The organism is Peribacillus sp. NPDC046944 (assembly GCF_050272735.1).
GTDB lineage: Bacteria > Bacillota > Bacilli > Bacillales > DSM-1321 > Peribacillus.
In genome coordinates this window covers 448,147-465,536 of sequence record NZ_JBNNML010000003.1, presented here as the reverse complement: position 1 = coordinate 465,536, position 17,390 = coordinate 448,147, and the positions used below count along the sequence as shown (strand labels likewise).

The 17,390-nt window shown below is 42.2% G+C and carries 13 protein-coding genes; 12 read left to right on the top strand and 1 reads right to left on the bottom strand.

Annotated features, from left to right (window positions below; all coding sequences use genetic code 11):
- Positions 1–70: 70 nt before the first annotated feature.
- From ACQKIC_RS07900 to aceA, 3 genes are all read left to right on the top strand, one after another.
- Complete coding sequence (locus ACQKIC_RS07900; protein ID WP_402874380.1) at positions 71–463, top strand: FxsA family protein; 393 nt, start codon at positions 71–73, stop codon at positions 461–463.
- Positions 464–801: 338 nt separating this feature from the next.
- The gene (gene aceB, locus ACQKIC_RS07895; RefSeq protein WP_402874382.1) at positions 802–2,394 is read left to right on the top strand and encodes a malate synthase A; all 1,593 of its coding nucleotides are present in this window, start codon (positions 802–804) and stop codon (positions 2,392–2,394) included.
- 48 nt (positions 2,395–2,442) lie between these two features.
- On the top strand, positions 2,443–3,726 hold the full coding sequence (gene aceA, locus ACQKIC_RS07890) for an isocitrate lyase (protein WP_402986592.1): 1,284 nt from the start codon (positions 2,443–2,445) through the stop codon (positions 3,724–3,726).
- A 53-nt stretch (positions 3,727–3,779) separates the two neighbouring features.
- On the opposite strand, the gene ytvI is transcribed toward aceA, so the two are convergent.
- Positions 3,780–4,922 (bottom strand): sporulation integral membrane protein YtvI, encoded by a 1,143-nt coding sequence (ytvI, locus tag ACQKIC_RS07885; RefSeq protein WP_427590628.1) that lies wholly within the window; start codon positions 4,920–4,922, stop codon positions 3,780–3,782.
- A gap of 188 nt (positions 4,923–5,110) precedes the next feature.
- Between ytvI and ACQKIC_RS07880 the strand changes: the two genes are divergently transcribed.
- From ACQKIC_RS07880 to polA, 9 genes are all read left to right on the top strand, one after another.
- The gene (locus ACQKIC_RS07880) at positions 5,111–5,572 is read left to right on the top strand and encodes a DUF441 domain-containing protein (RefSeq protein ID WP_402874391.1); all 462 of its coding nucleotides are present in this window, start codon (positions 5,111–5,113) and stop codon (positions 5,570–5,572) included.
- 543 nt (positions 5,573–6,115) lie between these two features.
- Positions 6,116–7,231 (top strand): citrate synthase, encoded by a 1,116-nt coding sequence (citZ, locus tag ACQKIC_RS07875; RefSeq protein WP_402874394.1) that lies wholly within the window; start codon positions 6,116–6,118, stop codon positions 7,229–7,231.
- A gap of 155 nt (positions 7,232–7,386) precedes the next feature.
- Positions 7,387–8,655 carry an NADP-dependent isocitrate dehydrogenase gene (gene icd / locus ACQKIC_RS07870; RefSeq protein WP_402874397.1) on the top strand — a complete coding sequence of 423 codons (1,269 nt, stop codon included), beginning with the start codon at positions 7,387–7,389 and terminating at the stop codon, positions 8,653–8,655.
- 123 nt (positions 8,656–8,778) lie between these two features.
- Positions 8,779–9,714 (top strand): malate dehydrogenase, encoded by a 936-nt coding sequence (gene mdh / locus ACQKIC_RS07865; protein ID WP_427590627.1) that lies wholly within the window; start codon positions 8,779–8,781, stop codon positions 9,712–9,714.
- A gap of 252 nt (positions 9,715–9,966) precedes the next feature.
- Positions 9,967–10,683 (top strand): response regulator transcription factor, encoded by a 717-nt coding sequence (locus ACQKIC_RS07860; protein WP_402874401.1) that lies wholly within the window; start codon positions 9,967–9,969, stop codon positions 10,681–10,683.
- Positions 10,680–12,458, top strand: a complete 1,779-nt coding sequence (pnpS, locus tag ACQKIC_RS07855) for a two-component system histidine kinase PnpS (protein WP_427590625.1) — start codon at positions 10,680–10,682, stop codon at positions 12,456–12,458. Before ACQKIC_RS07860 ends, pnpS begins: the two co-directional genes overlap by 4 nt.
- Before the next feature lie 232 nt (positions 12,459–12,690).
- On the top strand, positions 12,691–13,704 hold the full coding sequence (gene hflK / locus ACQKIC_RS07850) for an FtsH protease activity modulator HflK (protein ID WP_427590979.1): 1,014 nt from the start codon (positions 12,691–12,693) through the stop codon (positions 13,702–13,704).
- Positions 13,701–14,630 carry a protease modulator HflC gene (gene hflC, locus ACQKIC_RS07845; protein ID WP_407408203.1) on the top strand — a complete coding sequence of 310 codons (930 nt, stop codon included), beginning with the start codon at positions 13,701–13,703 and terminating at the stop codon, positions 14,628–14,630. Before hflK ends, hflC begins: the two co-directional genes overlap by 4 nt.
- A gap of 128 nt (positions 14,631–14,758) precedes the next feature.
- A complete protein-coding gene (gene polA, locus ACQKIC_RS07840) occupies positions 14,759–17,386 on the top strand; it encodes a DNA polymerase I (protein WP_427590624.1) in 2,628 nt (875 codons plus the stop codon).
- The last annotated feature ends 4 nt before the right edge of the window (positions 17,387–17,390 follow it).

The window sequence follows — 17,390 nt, the reverse complement described above, 5'->3', positions numbered from 1 at the left end:
GGATGAAATCCAATCGTTGATGTAAGATAGGTGTACCGCACCAGAAGTGGGCTGTGCAGGAGGAATGTAAATGAAGTACTTTTTATTGTTTATCATTGCGATGCCGATCATTGAGATTATTGTCCTCTTATTATCTGGCAATCTGATTGGGTTTTGGCCAACGCTGTTCCTAATTGTAGCCACTGGTTTAATCGGAGCTTATTTGGCTAAACGCCAAGGAATGGAAATATGGAAAAAGGCACAGGGTCAGGTTCGTCAAGGGATGATGCCTGGAAATGAAATCGTCGATGGAATCTGTATCTTCATCGGATCCGCTCTGTTGCTATCACCCGGACTGATTTCGGATGTCTTGGGATTGATCCTGGTATTTCCACCCACCCGTAATCTTCTAAAACCAATTGTTATTCGGATTATGATGAACAGGATGAATAAAGGAAAAGTAACGATCATTCAACATAAATAGAAAAAGGCTATCCACAAAGATAAGAATGTGGATAGCCTTTTTTTGCGTTCACCCCATAAATGCTTCCACATATGAAGGAAATCTTGCCACTCAAAATCTTAACTGTTTCATGCAAAAATGGACAAGGAAGAAAGAAAGAAATAAAAAAACAGAATATTTTCAATTATTTTTCTAATAGAAAGGCCTATATACCAGGCTTTCTATAGTCAATTAATATCTTTTTTTAAAAAAGTTGGAAAAGTAGGTGACAAATTTATACAGCGTGTTATATAATACAAACAGGAAATAAAATAACTGTATTATAACATATAAGAGTTTGAAAGGATGTGGAAAGCAACATGATTACTGAAGCAAAAGGTTTACAAATAACAGGGGATATCAAGCCTGGATATGAACAAATACTTACTACGGAAGCGCTTCAATTCATTGAACGGATTGAACGGCAGTTCGGTGCAAGGAGAAGGGAACTGTTAGAGCGACGTAAAACGGTCCAAGAGGAAATAAACCAAGGAAAGCAGCTTGATTTCCTGGAGGAAACGAAACATATCCGTGAAGGTGATTGGACAATCGCTCCCCTCCCGAAGGACTTGCAAGACCGCAGGGTTGAAATTACAGGGCCGGTTGATCGTAAGATGATCATCAATGCATTAAACTCAGGGGCTTGCGTGTTTATGGCAGACTTTGAAGATGCCAACTCGCCTACTTGGGAAAATTGCATAGATGGGCAACTGAACTTGAGGGATGCCATCCGCGGTACCATCTCATTTGAAAATCCAAACGGTAAAGTATATAGATTGAATGAAAAAACGGCAGTCTTGAAAATCAGACCCCGTGGCTGGCACTTGGAAGAAAAACACGTTCTATTAAATGGACAGCCTATATCCGCCAGCATATTCGACTTCGGTCTTTACTTTTATCATAATGTGAAAGCATTGATCGAAAATGGAAGCGGTCCATACTTCTATCTTCCGAAGATGGAAAGTCATCTCGAAGCCAGATTATGGAATGACATCTTTGTCTATGCCCAGAATGATTTAAGAATTCCGCAGGGGACAATTAGAGCGACGGTACTAATCGAAACGATTCTTGCAGCATTCGAAATGGACGAAATCTTGTATGAGTTGAAAGAACACTCAGCAGGCCTAAACTGCGGTCGCTGGGATTACATCTTCAGCTTCCTGAAGAAATTCCGTCACTCAGAGGACGTAATCTTCCCAGATCGATTACAGGTTACAATGACGGTTCCGAACATGAGAGCTTACTCCCTTCTCGCAATCAAGACTTGCCACACCCGTAATGCTCCGGCAATCGGTGGAATGGCTGCCCAAATTCCGGTCAAGAATGACCCGGTCAAGAATGATGAGGCGTTCGCGAAGGTTCGTGCGGATAAAGAACGTGAAGCGAGAGATGGGCATGACGGTACATGGGTCGCTCATCCAGGCATGGTCAGTACTGCGAAAGAAGTGTTTGACCTTCTTGTTCCGAAACCGAATCAAATTTACCGCAAACGTGAAGATGTAGAAGTGACGGCTAAAGATTTGCTGGAAGTCCCAGAAGGATCCATTACGGAGGCTGGCTTACGGACAAATATAAACGTCGGCATTCAGTATATCGCTTCCTGGTTATGTGGTAGAGGAGCGGCTCCTATCAATAACTTGATGGAAGATGCCGCTACAGCAGAAATTTCCCGCGCTCAAGTGTGGCAGTGGATTCGTCATCCTAAAGGCATACTAGAAGATGGCAGGAAAGTGACGGAAGAATTATTCCATCAAATCAAAGAGGAAGAATTGGAAGTCATTAAATCCGAGATTGGTGAAGAAGCTTTCAAAACAGGGAAATTTGAAGAATCTACTAAACTATTCGAAGAATTGATTGTGGCTGAAGACTTCGCTGATTTCTTAACGAATCCAGCATACGAAAAATTATCTTAATATTCTATCAATTATGAACGTACTATAAACTATTAGGGGGAAAATATAATGACGAACGAAAGAGTAGAGCAATTACAACAAAGCTGGGAAACTGATTCAAGATGGAATGGAATTAAACGCACGTATACAGCTGAGGAAGTTATCAAATTAAGAGGGTCCATTGACATCGAGCAAACCTTAGCGCGTCGGGGAGCTGAAAAACTATGGAATCTCCTGAAACAAGAAGATTTCATCAATGCACTAGGAGCATTGACTGGTAACCAAGCGATGCAACAAGTAAAAGCGGGTTTAAAGGCCATCTATCTAAGTGGTTGGCAAGTGGCTGCAGATGCGAATATCGCTGGCCAGATGTACCCGGATCAAAGCTTATACCCAGCAAACTCTGTACCACAAGTCGTTAAACGCATCAATCAAACACTGCAACGGGCCGATCAAATCAGCTTTGCTGAAGGAAAAGACGATATCGATTGGTTTGCCCCTATCGTAGCTGATGCGGAAGCAGGTTTTGGTGGAGCCCTTAATGTTTTCGAACTAATGAAAGGGATGATCGAAGCTGGAGCTGCCGGTGTTCACTTTGAAGATCAGCTTTCCTCCGAGAAAAAATGTGGCCATTTAGGTGGGAAAGTGCTTCTTCCAACACAAATTGCCATACGTAACCTGATTTCTGCCCGCTTGGCTGCAGACGTAATGGGAACACCGACTATATTGATTGCTCGCACGGATGCTGACGCCGCTGACTTGATCACGGATGATATCGATCCAGTCGATGCCCCATTCATCACAGGCGAACGTACTCCAGAAGGATTCTACCGCACGAAAGCGGGACTTGACCAAGCGATTGCTCGTGGCCTGGCTTATGCACCATACGCTGACCTTATCTGGTGTGAAACGTCCGAGCCAAACCTTGCAGATGCCCGTCGTTTTGCCGAAGCGATTCATGCTGAGTTCCCAGGAAAACTACTAGCATACAATTGCTCGCCATCGTTTAACTGGAAAGCGAAATTGAGTGATGAGGAAATTGCGAGCTACCAAGTCGAATTAGGGAAACTGGGTTACAAATTCCAATTCGTTACACTTGCTGGATTCCATTCATTGAACCATAGCATGTTTAACCTTGCTCTTGGATACAAAGACCGTGGAATGGCAGCATACTCAGAACTTCAACAAGCAGAATTCGCTAGTGAAGGGGACGGCTATACGGCAACTCGTCACCAACGCGAGGTTGGAACTGGATACTTCGATGAAGTGGCACAGGTTGTATCTGGTGGAACTTCTTCTACAACAGCACTTGCTGGTTCTACTGAAGCTGAACAATTCGAAACTTCAAAATAAGAGATAGATAGAAAAAATCCGCCCCGAATATCGGGCGGATTTTTTCTTTGATTTTAAAGAAATTTGTTTGGAGTGGGTTTTTTCGTATCCGGTCCCATGATGTACGACCAAATGGCTTGAAAGACATGAGCACGTTGAAGGGTATTGAATATGACTAGGGTTACTGGCCCGGCGATCAATCCAAGAAACCCGATTAATTTAAAACCAATGAATAAGGCGATGAGAGTAGCAAGTGGATCCAAGCCAATACTAGAAGAAAGAACTTTTGGTTCAATTAGTTGGCGCTGGACAACAACGATGATGTAAAGCACAGACAGCCCGATGGCAAGACTGGTATTCCCAGAGATGAATTCGAAGATGATCCATGGAATGAAGATGGTCCCTGTACCCAAATAAGGAATGATATCGACTAAGCCGCAAATTAAAGCGATGGTAATCGAATACTTGACCCCTAATATAAGAAATCCGATTAAAATGGTAACGGTCGTTAATGAAACTAGAGTGAATTGAGCGCGAATGAATCCGAATAATGCTCGTTTTAAATCACGGAATAAACGTTTGGCCCCGGAAAATAGTTTATTTGGCAATACATTTCCCGTCATTCGTCCGAAACGGTCATAGTCTTTGCTGATGAAGAAAGTGCCCAGTAGGGTAAAGAGTAGTGCTGTCACCGTCGTTGGAAACCAGCCGATGATGGCGGGGATATTTTTCAGGAATGCCTGAATGAAACCGCTGACCCCGGTAGTGATGGATTCACCAATATTTTGGATGTTCTTTAGGATGGTGTCCTGCTGATCTTGATCTAATGTATTGAACATGGCTGTGGTTTGGTTATATAGGGGAATGATCTTGGTGGCAATGAGCGTTTCTATGTAATCTACGATGGTTTCGATATGTTCCGGTATCACACCCGCAAGGTAATTAGTACCTGATATGATTTCGGTAACTAATAGGGTGATGAGTCCGGCAAAAATAAGGAAAATGAGTAATAGGGAGACAAATACAGCAAGTCCTCGTGGCAAGTGAGCTTTCTTTTCGAAGAAAGTCACAAGGGGGTTCATCAAGAAAGCAATGATCATGGCAATAATGAATGGATACGTATACTTAGATAAATAAAATAAGGCGATCCCGCCCAAAATGATGATTCCGATGACTGATATGAAACGAATGAAACGGTAGATGTAAACAGGATTCAAGACATTCCCTCCTTCTAACGGCTGCATTGTATTATAATTGTAACGACAATGGTAAAGAAAGGAAAGTTCCTTTTGGATCCAATATGAACTATTTCTATTGGTAGCCAAATAAATACCATGGATTTTGACAAAGGTAAACAGGCGGTTTGTTATGTTAAAATAACAAAAAGGAAAGAGGAGGAGGAGAAGTGATAAACGGCCCGGTCGTGTTTTTAATTTTACTTGCGGCAATCGGTTGGTTTGGGAAAAACACATCCCTTATTGCCGCAGCAGGTTTTCTTTTACTCATGAAAATCATTGGTCTTGATGCCAAAGTGTTCCCTTATTTAGAAGCAAAGGGAATCAACCTAGGCGTTACGATCATTACGATTGCAGTGCTCATCCCTATTGCTAATGGAGCGATTGGCTTCAAGGAACTGGGGGATGCGATTAAATCGCCCTATGCATGGATTGCGCTGGCTTCTGGTATAGCTGTTGCCTTGATTGCGAAAAATGGAATTACCTTGCTTTCTCACGATCCACATATTACAACCGCATTGGTTTTTGGGACGATTCTAGCCGTCGCATTATTCAAAGGTGTGGCTGTAGGTCCGTTGATTGGTGCTGGAATCGCTTATTTATGCATGCAGATTTTTGATTTTTTTAAATAATTGACACAGGGAATGAATAGTAATTGTTTAATTTTTCTGGAATCTTTTTTTCTTTTCTATGTTAGATTTATTCTGCTTCATTTCATTTTTTTGTAAGAATGTGGTGGAAAAAGCTGAAAAAAAAGGTGGATTAGGAATAGAGATTTTTCTAATGAAATAATAATTTTTTCATATTTTAAGCGCTTTTCATTCCCAAAAAAGTGATTATTGTTTATAATAATGTTGTAACTACTCCGAGTCATTATATTAGGATTTAGAAATAGTAGTTTCTGATGATCTAAAAAAAGAGTGTAGTTATTTGAGCAAGCGCTCACTAGGAAGCGAAGCTACAAGCATTAATTTTTAGAATTCGTATAAGCGATTGTAAAAGGTCGTGCATGCTCCTTTGATTGGCATTCACATCAGTGAATACTTATCGATGGGTGACGCATGTCTTCAGCTAAAAAATAGATGGTTGGGTAGGATAGCTTACTCTTGGAAGCGCTATATTTATACGTAATGAGCAAGGATATAGGGGAATTTTAGAAAAAGGAGAGATTTTATATGACAGCAACAAAAGGTCTAGAAGGTGTGGTAGCAACCACTTCATCCGTAAGCTCGATTATCGACGATACACTAACTTACGTTGGTTACGATATCGATGATTTAGCTACAAATGCCACTTTTGAGGAAGTAATCTATCTTTTATGGCATGGAGCTCTTCCAAACAAAAGCCAATTAGCTGAATTAACTAAACAACTAGCTGAAAACGCAGAACTTCCTGCAGAAGTTGTTAATCATTTCAAAACATACCCAATTGATAAAGTACATCCAATGGGTGCTCTTCGCACAGCGGTATCACTTCTTGGTCTATATGATGAAGAAGCTGACGTAATGAGTGAAGAAGCTAACTATCGTAAAGCCATTCGCATCCAAGCTAAAATCCCAACGTTGGTAACAACTTTCGCCCGTACCCGTCAAGGTAAGGAAGCGGTTGCACCACGTAAAGATCTAAGCTTCGCTGCTAACTTCTTATATATGTTAAGTGGTAACGAGCCAACTGCAATCGAAGAAGAAGCATTCAACAAAGCATTGGTTCTACATGCTGACCATGAATTAAACGCTTCTACTTTCACTGCACGCGTTTGCGTTGCTACTCTTTCTGATATCTATTCTGGCGTTACATCTGCCATTGGCGCATTAAAAGGCCCACTTCATGGCGGAGCTAACGAACAAGTTATGAAAATGCTTACAGAAATCGGTTCAGTAGAAAACGTTGAGCCTTATATCAACGAAAAACTAGCTAACAAAGAAAAAATCATGGGCTTTGGCCACCGTGTATACCGTAAAGGTGACCCACGTGCTAAACACCTTAAAGAAATGTCTAAAAAATTGACTGAGCTTACTGGTCAGCCTCAATATTATGAAATGTCGACTAAAATTCACGAAATCGTGACTGGTCAAAAAAATCTTCCGCCAAACGTAGATTTCTATTCAGCTTCTGTATACCACAGCCTAGGTATCGAGCATGACCTATTCACACCAGTCTTTGCTGTTAGCCGTGCATCAGGTTGGATCGCTCATATCCTTGAGCAATATTCAAACAACCGCCTTATCCGTCCACGTGCAGAGTATGTTGGACCAGGTATGCAAAAGTACATTCCAATTGAAAATCGATAAAAATTTTGAATAAATAAAAGTTTTTTCAAAATTTATATTTAATTTCATCGGATTTGTAGTAAATTAAAAGATGTGAGTAAACGAGGTTAGTGGTTCTGCCAAGAATTATAAGGCAGACCAACTAGCCTTTGAATTTGAATCGGAGGTAAAGAGACATGACACAAAGCCAAAAAATCACAGTTACTAACGGTGTTCTTAACGTACCAAACAATCCAATCGTTCCTTTCATTGAAGGTGACGGAATCGGTCCTGATATCTGGGCAGCAGCAGTACGCGTTTTAGACGCAGCTGTAGAAAAAGCTTACAATGGCGAAAAGAAAATTGAATGGAAAGAAGTTTTAGCTGGACAAAAAGCATTTGACCAAACAGGCGAATGGCTTCCACAAGAAACTCTTGATGTCATCAACGAATATCTAATCGCTATTAAAGGACCGCTTACAACTCCAATCGGTGGCGGTATCCGTTCATTGAACGTAGCATTACGCCAAGTATTAGACTTATTCGTATGTCTACGCCCAGTACGTTACTTCGAAGGTGTACCTTCTCCAGTAAAACGTCCTGAAGACACTGACATGGTTATCTTCCGTGAAAATACTGAAGACATCTATGCTGGTATCGAATATGCTAAAGGTTCTGACCAAGCGAAAAAACTTATCGACTTCTTGCAAACTGAGTTCGGTGTTAAAAACATCCGTTTCCCTGAAACTTCTGGTATTGGTATCAAGCCAATTTCTGAAGAAGGTACAAAACGTCTTGTTCGCGCTGCACTTAACTATGCAATCAAAGAAGGCCGTAAATCATTAACACTTGTTCATAAAGGTAATATCATGAAGTTCACGGAAGGCGCATTCAAAACTTGGGGTTATGAAGTTGCAGAAACTGAATTCGCTGACAAAGTGTTCACTTGGAACCAATATGATCAAATCAAAGAAGCTGAAGGAACAGAAGCTGCTAACAAAGCACAATCTGCTGCAGAAGCTGAAGGCAAAATCATCGTTAAAGATTCTATTGCCGATATCTTCTTACAACAAATCCTAACTCGTCCAAGAGAGTTTGACGTTGTTGCAACAATGAACTTAAACGGAGATTACATCTCTGATGCACTAGCTGCTCAAGTTGGCGGAATTGGTATTGCTCCAGGAGCTAACATCAACTACGAAACTGGACATGCTATTTTCGAAGCAACTCACGGTACTGCTCCTAAATATGCTGGTCTTGACAAAGTTAACCCATCTTCAGTTCTTCTTTCAGGCGTTCTTTTACTTGAACACCTTGGATGGAATGAAGCTGCGGACAGCATCACTAAATCAGTAGAACAAACAATCGCTTCTAAAGTTGTTACATACGACTTTGCCCGCCTAATGGAAGGTGCAAAAGAAGTTAAATGTTCTGAGTTCGCTGACGAGCTAATCAAAAACCTTTAATTTTTACTAATGACGCCTTCAGGAAAAGAGCTGACTTCAGCTCCTTTTCCGGGAGGCGTATAATTATGTATACAGATGTTAAAAGTATTCCGAAATATTTGCATATTTTAAGGAGGAATTAACATGTCTACACGTAAAAAGATTACAGTAGTTGGTGCAGGATTCACTGGAGCTACCGCAGCATTCCTTGCCGCTCAAAAAGAACTCGGTGACATCGTTTTAGTTGATATTCCACAATCAGAAAACCCTACAAAAGGTAAGGCACTTGATATGGCTGAAGCAGGTCCTGTCCTAGGATTTGACGCCTCTATCATCGGCACTTCTGACTACTCAGATACAGCAGACTCAGACGTCGTCATCATCTCTGCCGGGATCGCCCGCAAACCAGGCATGAGCCGTGATGATTTAGTTCAGACGAACCAAAAAGTCATGAAAGCTGTAACGAAAGAAGTGGTCAAATACTCTCCACATACAACCATCATCGTTTTAACCAATCCAGTAGATGCAATGACTTATACGGTTTACAAAGAATCGGGTTTTCCAAAAGAACGAGTAATCGGACAATCGGGCGTGCTTGATACTGCCCGTTTCCGTACGTTCGTCGCTCAAGAATTGAATATGTCGGTTAAGGACGTAACCGGTTTCGTCCTGGGTGGGCATGGTGACGACATGGTGCCTTTAGTACGTTACTCATACGCCGGAGGCATTCCTTTGGAAACATTAATACCAAAAGACCGTCTAGACGCAATCGTTGCCCGTACTCGTACTGGCGGCGGGGAAATCGTCAACTTACTTGGCAATGGTAGCGCTTATTACGCACCTGCGGCATCCCTTGTGGAAATGGCGGAAGCAATCCTGAAAGACCAACATCGCGTTCTTCCATCAATCGCCTACCTTGAAGGTGAATATGGATTCGAAGGAATCTACCTTGGTGTGCCTACGGTCTTAGGTGCCAATGGAATTGAACGAATCATCGAACTTAAATTGACGGAATCTGAAAAAGCTGCCCTTTCGAAATCAGTCGATTCTGTTAAAGCAGTCATGAAAATCTTACAATAACTCATCCGTTTCATAACAAGACTGCCCGAAACGTGACAGGAATGCTTGTGTTCCTTTCACCTATCAGGTGGTCTTTTTATGTATCGGCCCGGATTTTTCGTCCTTACCTTACTTGAGGCAGTAAAAGGAATTGGTGATTTTGGGAGGACGAGAGAATTTTAAGTGTGAATTACAGATAATATTCTTTATAATAGAATTGGATGAGTAGACAAAAGCATGTCTTAGGGGTAATACATAATTCAGGAGGATCTAATGTCAAAGAAAATTCTCGTAGTGGATGATGAACAATCAATTGTTACCTTACTTCAATACAATTTAGAGCAGGCTGGTTACTCTGTAATTACAGCATTGGACGGGGAAGAAGGTTTACAGGCAGCTGTTGAGCTTTGTCCTGATTTGGTCGTATTGGATTTAATGCTACCCAAATTGGATGGGCTCGAAGTGTGTAAACAGCTTCGCCAACAGAAAATCAATATCCCGATTTTGATGTTAACAGCTAAAGATGATGAATTTGATAAGGTGCTTGGCCTGGAATTAGGAGCAGATGATTACTTAACGAAGCCCTTTAGCCCACGTGAGGTAGTTGCCCGGATTAAAGCGATACTAAGAAGATCACAGCATTCTAATAGTACTGAAAATAATGATGATCCAGAGAATGATTCACTGAAAATAGGCGACTTGAAGATCTTTCCTGAACGCTATGAAGCCTATTTCGAGGAGAATCAACTAGAATTGACTCCAAAGGAATTTGAATTACTATTATACCTCGTGAAGAATAAAGGAAGAGTGTTAACGAGGGATCAATTATTGAGCACGGTGTGGAATTATGATTTTGCCGGAGATTCTCGTATCGTGGATGTCCATATCAGCCATCTGAGGGAGAAAATTGAATCAGACACAAAGAAACCTCTGTATATCAAAACGATAAGGGGCTTGGGTTACAAGTTCGAGGAGCCTAAAAGAGAATGACGACCTACCGTAAGAAACTGCTATTTACCCTCATCACGCTGGTGATGGTGGTACTGATGGCCGTTGGTTTTTTGTTGGGCCATCTTTTCAAAAGCTATTATATTAAAACATTCAACGAACGAATTCAAAATGAAACGTTTTTCATTTCTACATATATTAAAGAGCATGGCGGTATCACCTCCTTTTTGGAAAAAGGTAAAACGTCGAAACTAACGCCGTTGCTTGAATCCAACTTAACCATTCTTTCGACAGATGGAGAGGTTTTATATGATTCGTCCTCTTCAAATGAGTTGCTTGATAGCCATGCAGAAGTCCTTCGGAAAATCACCCTTGAAAAAACGGGGGAGCAGCGTGAAGGCTATGAAGTGGTGGAGGGGGATTCGGACCTTCATTATTACTGGAACGCCGTTGAAAAGGATGGCGAGATTGAAGGATTTGTCATCCATAGTAATGAAATCGAGGCAATTCAACAAGTCAACCGGCAAATGTGGAGCATATTGGTCATTTGCTTGGGCGCAGCCTTGATCATCATCCTGATGCTGGCAAGTAAAATCACTTCCTATTACACCCGGCCGATTGAAGAGGCCACAATGGCAGCGATTGACCTGGCAAAAGGAAATTACCGTACCCGAAAATTCGAGCAACATTCAGATGAAACGGGGATGTTGACGAACTCGTTGAATATCCTGGCAAGGAACCTCCAAGAAACCGAAATGGCGAGGGAAATGAACCAGGATCGTTTGGAAACGCTCGTCGAAAATATGGGGAGTGGTGTGCTGTTAATTGACAGCAAAGGATATACAACGCTAATCAACCGGGAATTCAAGAAAACCTTTGATGTAGATTCGCATACATTCCTATATCAAGACTATTATTCTGTGATAAAGGATGAAGAAGTCATAGCTCTAATAGAAGAGATTTTCAGGACGGAAAAAACGATAAAACGTCAGGTGAAAATTCCGCTTGCCCTTAAACGAAAGCATTTCGAAATCTATGGAGCTCCCATTATCGGTGATTATGATGAATGGAAGGGAATCCTGCTTATTTTCCATGACATCACTGAACTGAAAAGACTGGAACAAATGCGGAAGGATTTTGTGGCCAATGTCTCTCATGAATTGAGGACACCGATTACTTCTATTAAAGGCTTTTCGGAAACATTGCTGGATGGGGCCTGGAAGGATGAGAAAACCTTAAAGCACTTTTTATCGATCATTTTAAACGAAAGCGATCGGCTTCAAGAGCTCATTCAGGAACTTCTTAATTTATCCAAAATGGAACAGCAGGAATTTGTCCTGAAAACGGACAAGGTAGATATGACTACCATCCTTAAAGAAATTCAGGAAATGCTCATGGGTAAACTACGAAAAAAAGAAATCTCACTCGAAGTCAAAGTGCCTTCGCATTCAGTGGTTATTGAAGGGGAATCAGATCGGATCAAACAAGTGTTCATCAATTTGATTACCAATGCCTTAGCTTATACACCAAATGGTGGGATTGTGACTGTAACGGTTGCGGAGAAGGAACAAACCGTGGATGTGATCGTGCAGGACAATGGAATCGGGATTGAGGAGAAAGAGCTTCCGAGGATCTTCGAACGATTTTATCGAATCGACAAGGCAAGGAGCCGAGATTCAGGTGGAACCGGGATTGGACTTGCCATCGTCAAACATATCGTGGAAGTTCACAAAGGCAAAATTAACGTAGAGAGTAAACCGGGAACCGGTACGACGTTCACCGTCACGTTGAATAAAAAATTGAAAGGGAATAGGTAGAGTTTACACAGGCTTTACACTTCCTTTAAACAAGCTTCATAATGGAGGGGTACAATGATTGTACAACCCCTCATCCAAGGAGTTAAGTAAGGCAGGGACATTTTAGTCCCTGCCTTTTTCTGTCTGAAAATGGGGAGTCATTGCTTACTTGTTAAAAATTTTAAATTTTACGAAACTTTGGTCCCTTCTTTGCGTAAATAAGATATAACACCAAATAGAAGGGGTGATACATATCGTAAGCTTAAAAAGGATTTATACGGTAACGGGACTTGTTTTACTTATTATAATACTTGGAGTGGTCGCCATTTCCACCTGGTATACGGTGGATGAATCAGATCAATCCGTCATTATGACGTTTGGTAAGGTGGAGGAGACGATAACAGAGCCAGGTCTTCATTTTAAATTACCTTGGCCGATTCAATCGGTCCATAAACTATCCAAGGAAACATTCAGCCTCCAATTCGGGTATAAGGAAGAAGGAGGAAAAGTAACGGAGTATCCGAGAGAGACCAAGATGATAACAGGTGATGAGAATATTGTACTGGCTGACTTGGTGGTACAATGGAAAATTACCGACCCTCCTAAATATCTCTTCAATTCGGATGATCCACAGAAGATTTTATATGATACGACTTCCGCGTCTTTAAGGAGCATCATCGGAAGTACGAAAATCGACGATGCCCTCACTTCCGGTAAGGCGAAAATTGAAGCGGATGTTCGTGAATTGCTGTCGGAATTAATGAAGAAATATGACGTGGGCATTTCCATCTCCGCGGTTAAATTGCAGGATGTCGAGCTGCCCAACGAAGAAGTGCGTAAAGCTTTCACGAATGTAACGGATGCCAGGGAGACGGCGAATACGAAAATCAATGAAGCCAATAAATACGAGAACAAAAGGATTAATGAAGCGGAAGGGGAGAAAGATGCCCTTATTTCAAAAGCGAACGGCGATAAAGCAGCCCGTACGGAAGCGGCCCGCGGTGATGTGGCAGTATTTGAAAAACTATATAGTGAATATAAAGGCAATAAGGATATCACCCGGGACCGTCTGATTATTGAGACGCTTGAACAGGTATTGCCGAATGCGGATATTTATATCATGAACGATGACGGAAATACAATGAAGTATCTACCGCTCCGCCCATTAGAAAAAGAAGAGACGAAAACGGTGCCTGTCCCTGAGGAAGAAGAAGCGAAAGTACCGGATAACGAAGGGTCGGCAGTGAAAGGGGGCACCCAGCCATGAGTGGAAAAGTGATTGATTTCAATGAGCTAAAAAAGGGCGATTTTCATTGGAGAGGTTATGTGAAAGTAGGGATATTCTTCATCATCTTTATCATCCTCATGCTGATCATCTTCACTAATGTGTATATTGTCAAAGAAGGGGAATACAAAGTCGTCCGCCAATTTGGAGAAGTGGTTAGGATTGATAAAACACCAGGACTGAAAGCCAAGGTGCCATTCATTCAAAGCGTTGTGACCTTGCCCAAGTATCAAATGAGCTCCGATGTATCCGAGGCAGAAATCAATACAAGAGATAAAAAAAGGATGTTGATCGATAATTATGCGGTCTGGCGGATTGAAGACCCGAAAAAATTGATCACCAATGCGAGGACACTGGAAAACGCCGAAACAAGGATGGAAGAATTCATCTATTCTGCGGTCCGTTCAGAGTTGGGGCAGCTGAACTATGATGAAATCATTAACGAGAAGTCATCGAGGGGAAGCTTGAATGACCGCATCACAGATAAGGTAAATGAACTGTTAGTGAAGGACAACTATGGAATCAGTCTTACTGATGTTCGTATCAAACGGACGGATTTACCTGCTGAAAATGAGGAGTCGGTCTATAAGCGGATGATATCCGAGCGGGAAAGTAAAGCGCAGGAATATCTATCAAAAGGGGATGCGAAGAAAAACCGGACCATCGCAAACACTGACCGAAAAGTGAAGGAAATGCTTTCATCGGCGGAAGCCGATGCAGAAGTCATCCGTGCTGAAGGAGAAGGAGAATCAGCTAAGATATATAATAAATCATTCTCCAAGGATCCTGAGTTTTATAAACTATACCGGACGCTGGAGTCTTACAAAAAAACGGTCGGTAATCAAACGGTTATCATTTTACCATCCGACTCGCCGTACGCAAGCTTGTTAATGGGAAATACTAAATAACAGCATAGCCGTTCATTTTTCTTTCCACTTCCACTCATGGTAGAATGGAAAGAGACGATGAACGGTTTTTTTGTGTGATTAATAGAAGCCGACCTACATAAAACGGGTGTGACTGGAGGAAGACAATTTTGAATAAAAAGTTAGTACTTATAGATGGAAATAGCATAGCTTACCGCGCATTTTTTGCGCTTCCGCTATTGAATAATGACAAAGGGGTCCATACGAATTCTGTTTATGGCTTCACCATGATGCTCAATCGCATTCTGGAGGAAGAAAAGCCGACCCATATACTCGTGGCCTTTGATGCCGGCAAAACGACGTTTAGACATGCGTCCTTTAAGGAATACAAGGGTGGCCGTCAGAAAACGCCACCGGAACTATCTGAACAGTTCCCCTTCATAAGGGAGCTGCTTGATTGCTTTCAAATAAAACGGTATGAACTGGAAAATTATGAAGCGGACGATATTATCGGAACGCTTTCCCTTCAGGCCGAGAAAGATGGGTTCGAGGTGAAGGTCATTTCCGGGGATAAGGATTTAACCCAATTAGCTTCGCCAAACACGACCGTCTCGATTACGAAGAAGGGCATCACTGAAATCGAGGAGTATACACCGAAGCATATCCATGAAAAATATGGCCTTTCCCCCGTGCAAATCATTGATCTTAAAGGATTGATGGGCGATGCATCCGATAATATCCCAGGCATCCCTGGTGTGGGCGAGAAAACGGCGCTTAAATTGCTGCATCAATTCGAAACGGTCGAAAACCTGCTGCAATCGATTGATGAGGTTAGCGGCCAGAAGTTAAAAGAAAAGATCGAGGAGCATAAAGACCTTGCGCTACTAAGTAAGGAGCTTGCGACAATCATACGAGAAGCTCCCATTGAAGTGGGTGTGGACGAAACGGAATATAACGGAATGGATCAGGAAAAGGTCATTGACTTTTATAAAGAGTTAGGTTTCTCGACTCTTCTGGAAAAACTGGACGTATCAGGAGGGGAACCGCTAGAACAGGAAGACATCCATGTTCAGACGGGTTCAGAATTGACAATGGATATGCTTGCCGATGAGAATGCCCTATACATTGAAATTCTTGAGGATAACTACCATCGTGCAGAAATCCTGGGTATCTCCATCAGCAATGAACATGGACATTTTTATTTCCCGGGTGAAACCGTACTGACATCTGAAGTATTCAAAACATGGGCGGAGGATGATACCAAAAAGAAAACGGTCTTTGATGCGAAGCGTACGGTTGTACTTCTGCGCCACCGTGGAATCGATATAAAAGGCATTGATTTTGATGTATTTCTAGCTTCCTATATCTTGGATCCCGGAGAGTCTGTAGATGAAGTGGCGGAAATCACGAAAACGCAAGGGCTTGTGCGGCTAGAGAGCGATGATGTCTTTTATGGAAAAGGGGCAAAGAGGAAGATACCTGGAGATGCAGAACTTAGTGAGCATATTGCCAGAAAAGCGAAGGGCATTTTTGCATTGAAAGACCCGATGATCGAAAAGTTGCGTGAGTTCGAACAATACGATTTGTTAACGGACCTTGAGCTGCCATTGTCCATCATCCTAGCAAATATGGAGTGGCAGGGCGTAAAGGTGGACATCGGAAGGCTGAAAAAGATGGGACAGGAATTGGCTGTCCGCTTAAGAAGCATTGAGGAACGAATTTTCGATTTGGCCGGGGAGGCCTTCAATATCAATTCCCCGAAACAGCTCGGGGTGATCTTATTTGAAAAATTGGAGCTCCCCGTGTACAAAAAGACGAAAACGGGCTACTCCACGTCAGCGGATGTACTGGAAAAGCTGGAAAGCCAGCATGATATCGTAAAGGAAATCCTGTTGTACCGGCAATTGGGCAAGTTGCAATCGACTTATATCGAGGGCTTGCTCAAAGTGGTGAACCAGGAAACGGATAAGGTGCATACCCGATTCAATCAGGCGTTGACCCAAACGGGCCGCCTTAGTTCAACGGACCCTAACCTGCAAAATATCCCGATTCGTCTAGAGGAAGGTCGGAAAATCAGACAGGCGTTCATTCCTTCCGAAAAGGATTGGATTATCTTCGCAGCCGACTATTCGCAAATCGAGCTCCGCGTATTGGCGCATATCGCCAATGACAGTGGATTGGTTGAAGCGTTCAGGGCCGGGATGGATATTCATACAAGGACGGCAATGGATGTATTCCATGTGCCTTCTGAGGAAGTCACATCAAATATGCGTAGACACGCTAAAGCCGTAAACTTCGGAATCGTTTATGGAATAAGTGACTATGGACTTTCTCAAAGTCTTGGGATAACACGTAAGGAAGCTGGGGAGTTCATCGAGAGGTACTTCAAAAGCTTCCCTGGTGTGCAGGATTATATGGAAGAAAGCATTCATGAAGCACGTAAGAACGGATACAGTACAACATTACTGCAAAGAAGGCGCTACATTCCCGAAATCACGAGCCGTAATTTCAATATCAGAAGTTTTGCTGAAAGGACAGCGATGAATACCCCAATTCAGGGAAGTGCCGCAGATGTCATTAAACTAGCGATGATCAATATGAACGAACGCCTGAAAAAAGAAGGGCTTAAAACGAGGATGCTTCTGCAGGTTCATGATGAATTGATTTTCGAAACACCACCGGAGGAGCTCGAGATCCTGATGAAAATCGTACCGGAAGAAATGGAAAATGCGATTGAATTAAACGTTCCACTCAAAGTGGATTATGCATATGGACCAACATGGTTCGATGCTAAATAAATGA

Excerpts from the sequence above, each read along its gene's own strand:
- ACQKIC_RS07900 (WP_402874380.1), top strand. The coding sequence starts at position 71 with ATGAAGTACTTTTTATTGTTTATCATTGCGATGCCGATCATTGAGATT.
- aceB (WP_402874382.1), top strand. The coding sequence starts at position 802 with ATGATTACTGAAGCAAAAGGTTTACAAATAACAGGGGATATCAAGCCT.
- aceA (WP_402986592.1), top strand. The coding sequence starts at position 2,443 with ATGACGAACGAAAGAGTAGAGCAATTACAACAAAGCTGGGAAACTGAT.
- citZ (WP_402874394.1), top strand. The coding sequence starts at position 6,116 with ATGACAGCAACAAAAGGTCTAGAAGGTGTGGTAGCAACCACTTCATCC.
- icd (WP_402874397.1), top strand. The coding sequence starts at position 7,387 with ATGACACAAAGCCAAAAAATCACAGTTACTAACGGTGTTCTTAACGTA.
- mdh (WP_427590627.1), top strand. The coding sequence starts at position 8,779 with ATGTCTACACGTAAAAAGATTACAGTAGTTGGTGCAGGATTCACTGGA.
- ACQKIC_RS07860 (WP_402874401.1), top strand. The coding sequence starts at position 9,967 with ATGTCAAAGAAAATTCTCGTAGTGGATGATGAACAATCAATTGTTACC.
- pnpS (WP_427590625.1), top strand. The coding sequence starts at position 10,680 with ATGACGACCTACCGTAAGAAACTGCTATTTACCCTCATCACGCTGGTG.
- hflC (WP_407408203.1), top strand. The coding sequence starts at position 13,701 with ATGAGTGGAAAAGTGATTGATTTCAATGAGCTAAAAAAGGGCGATTTT.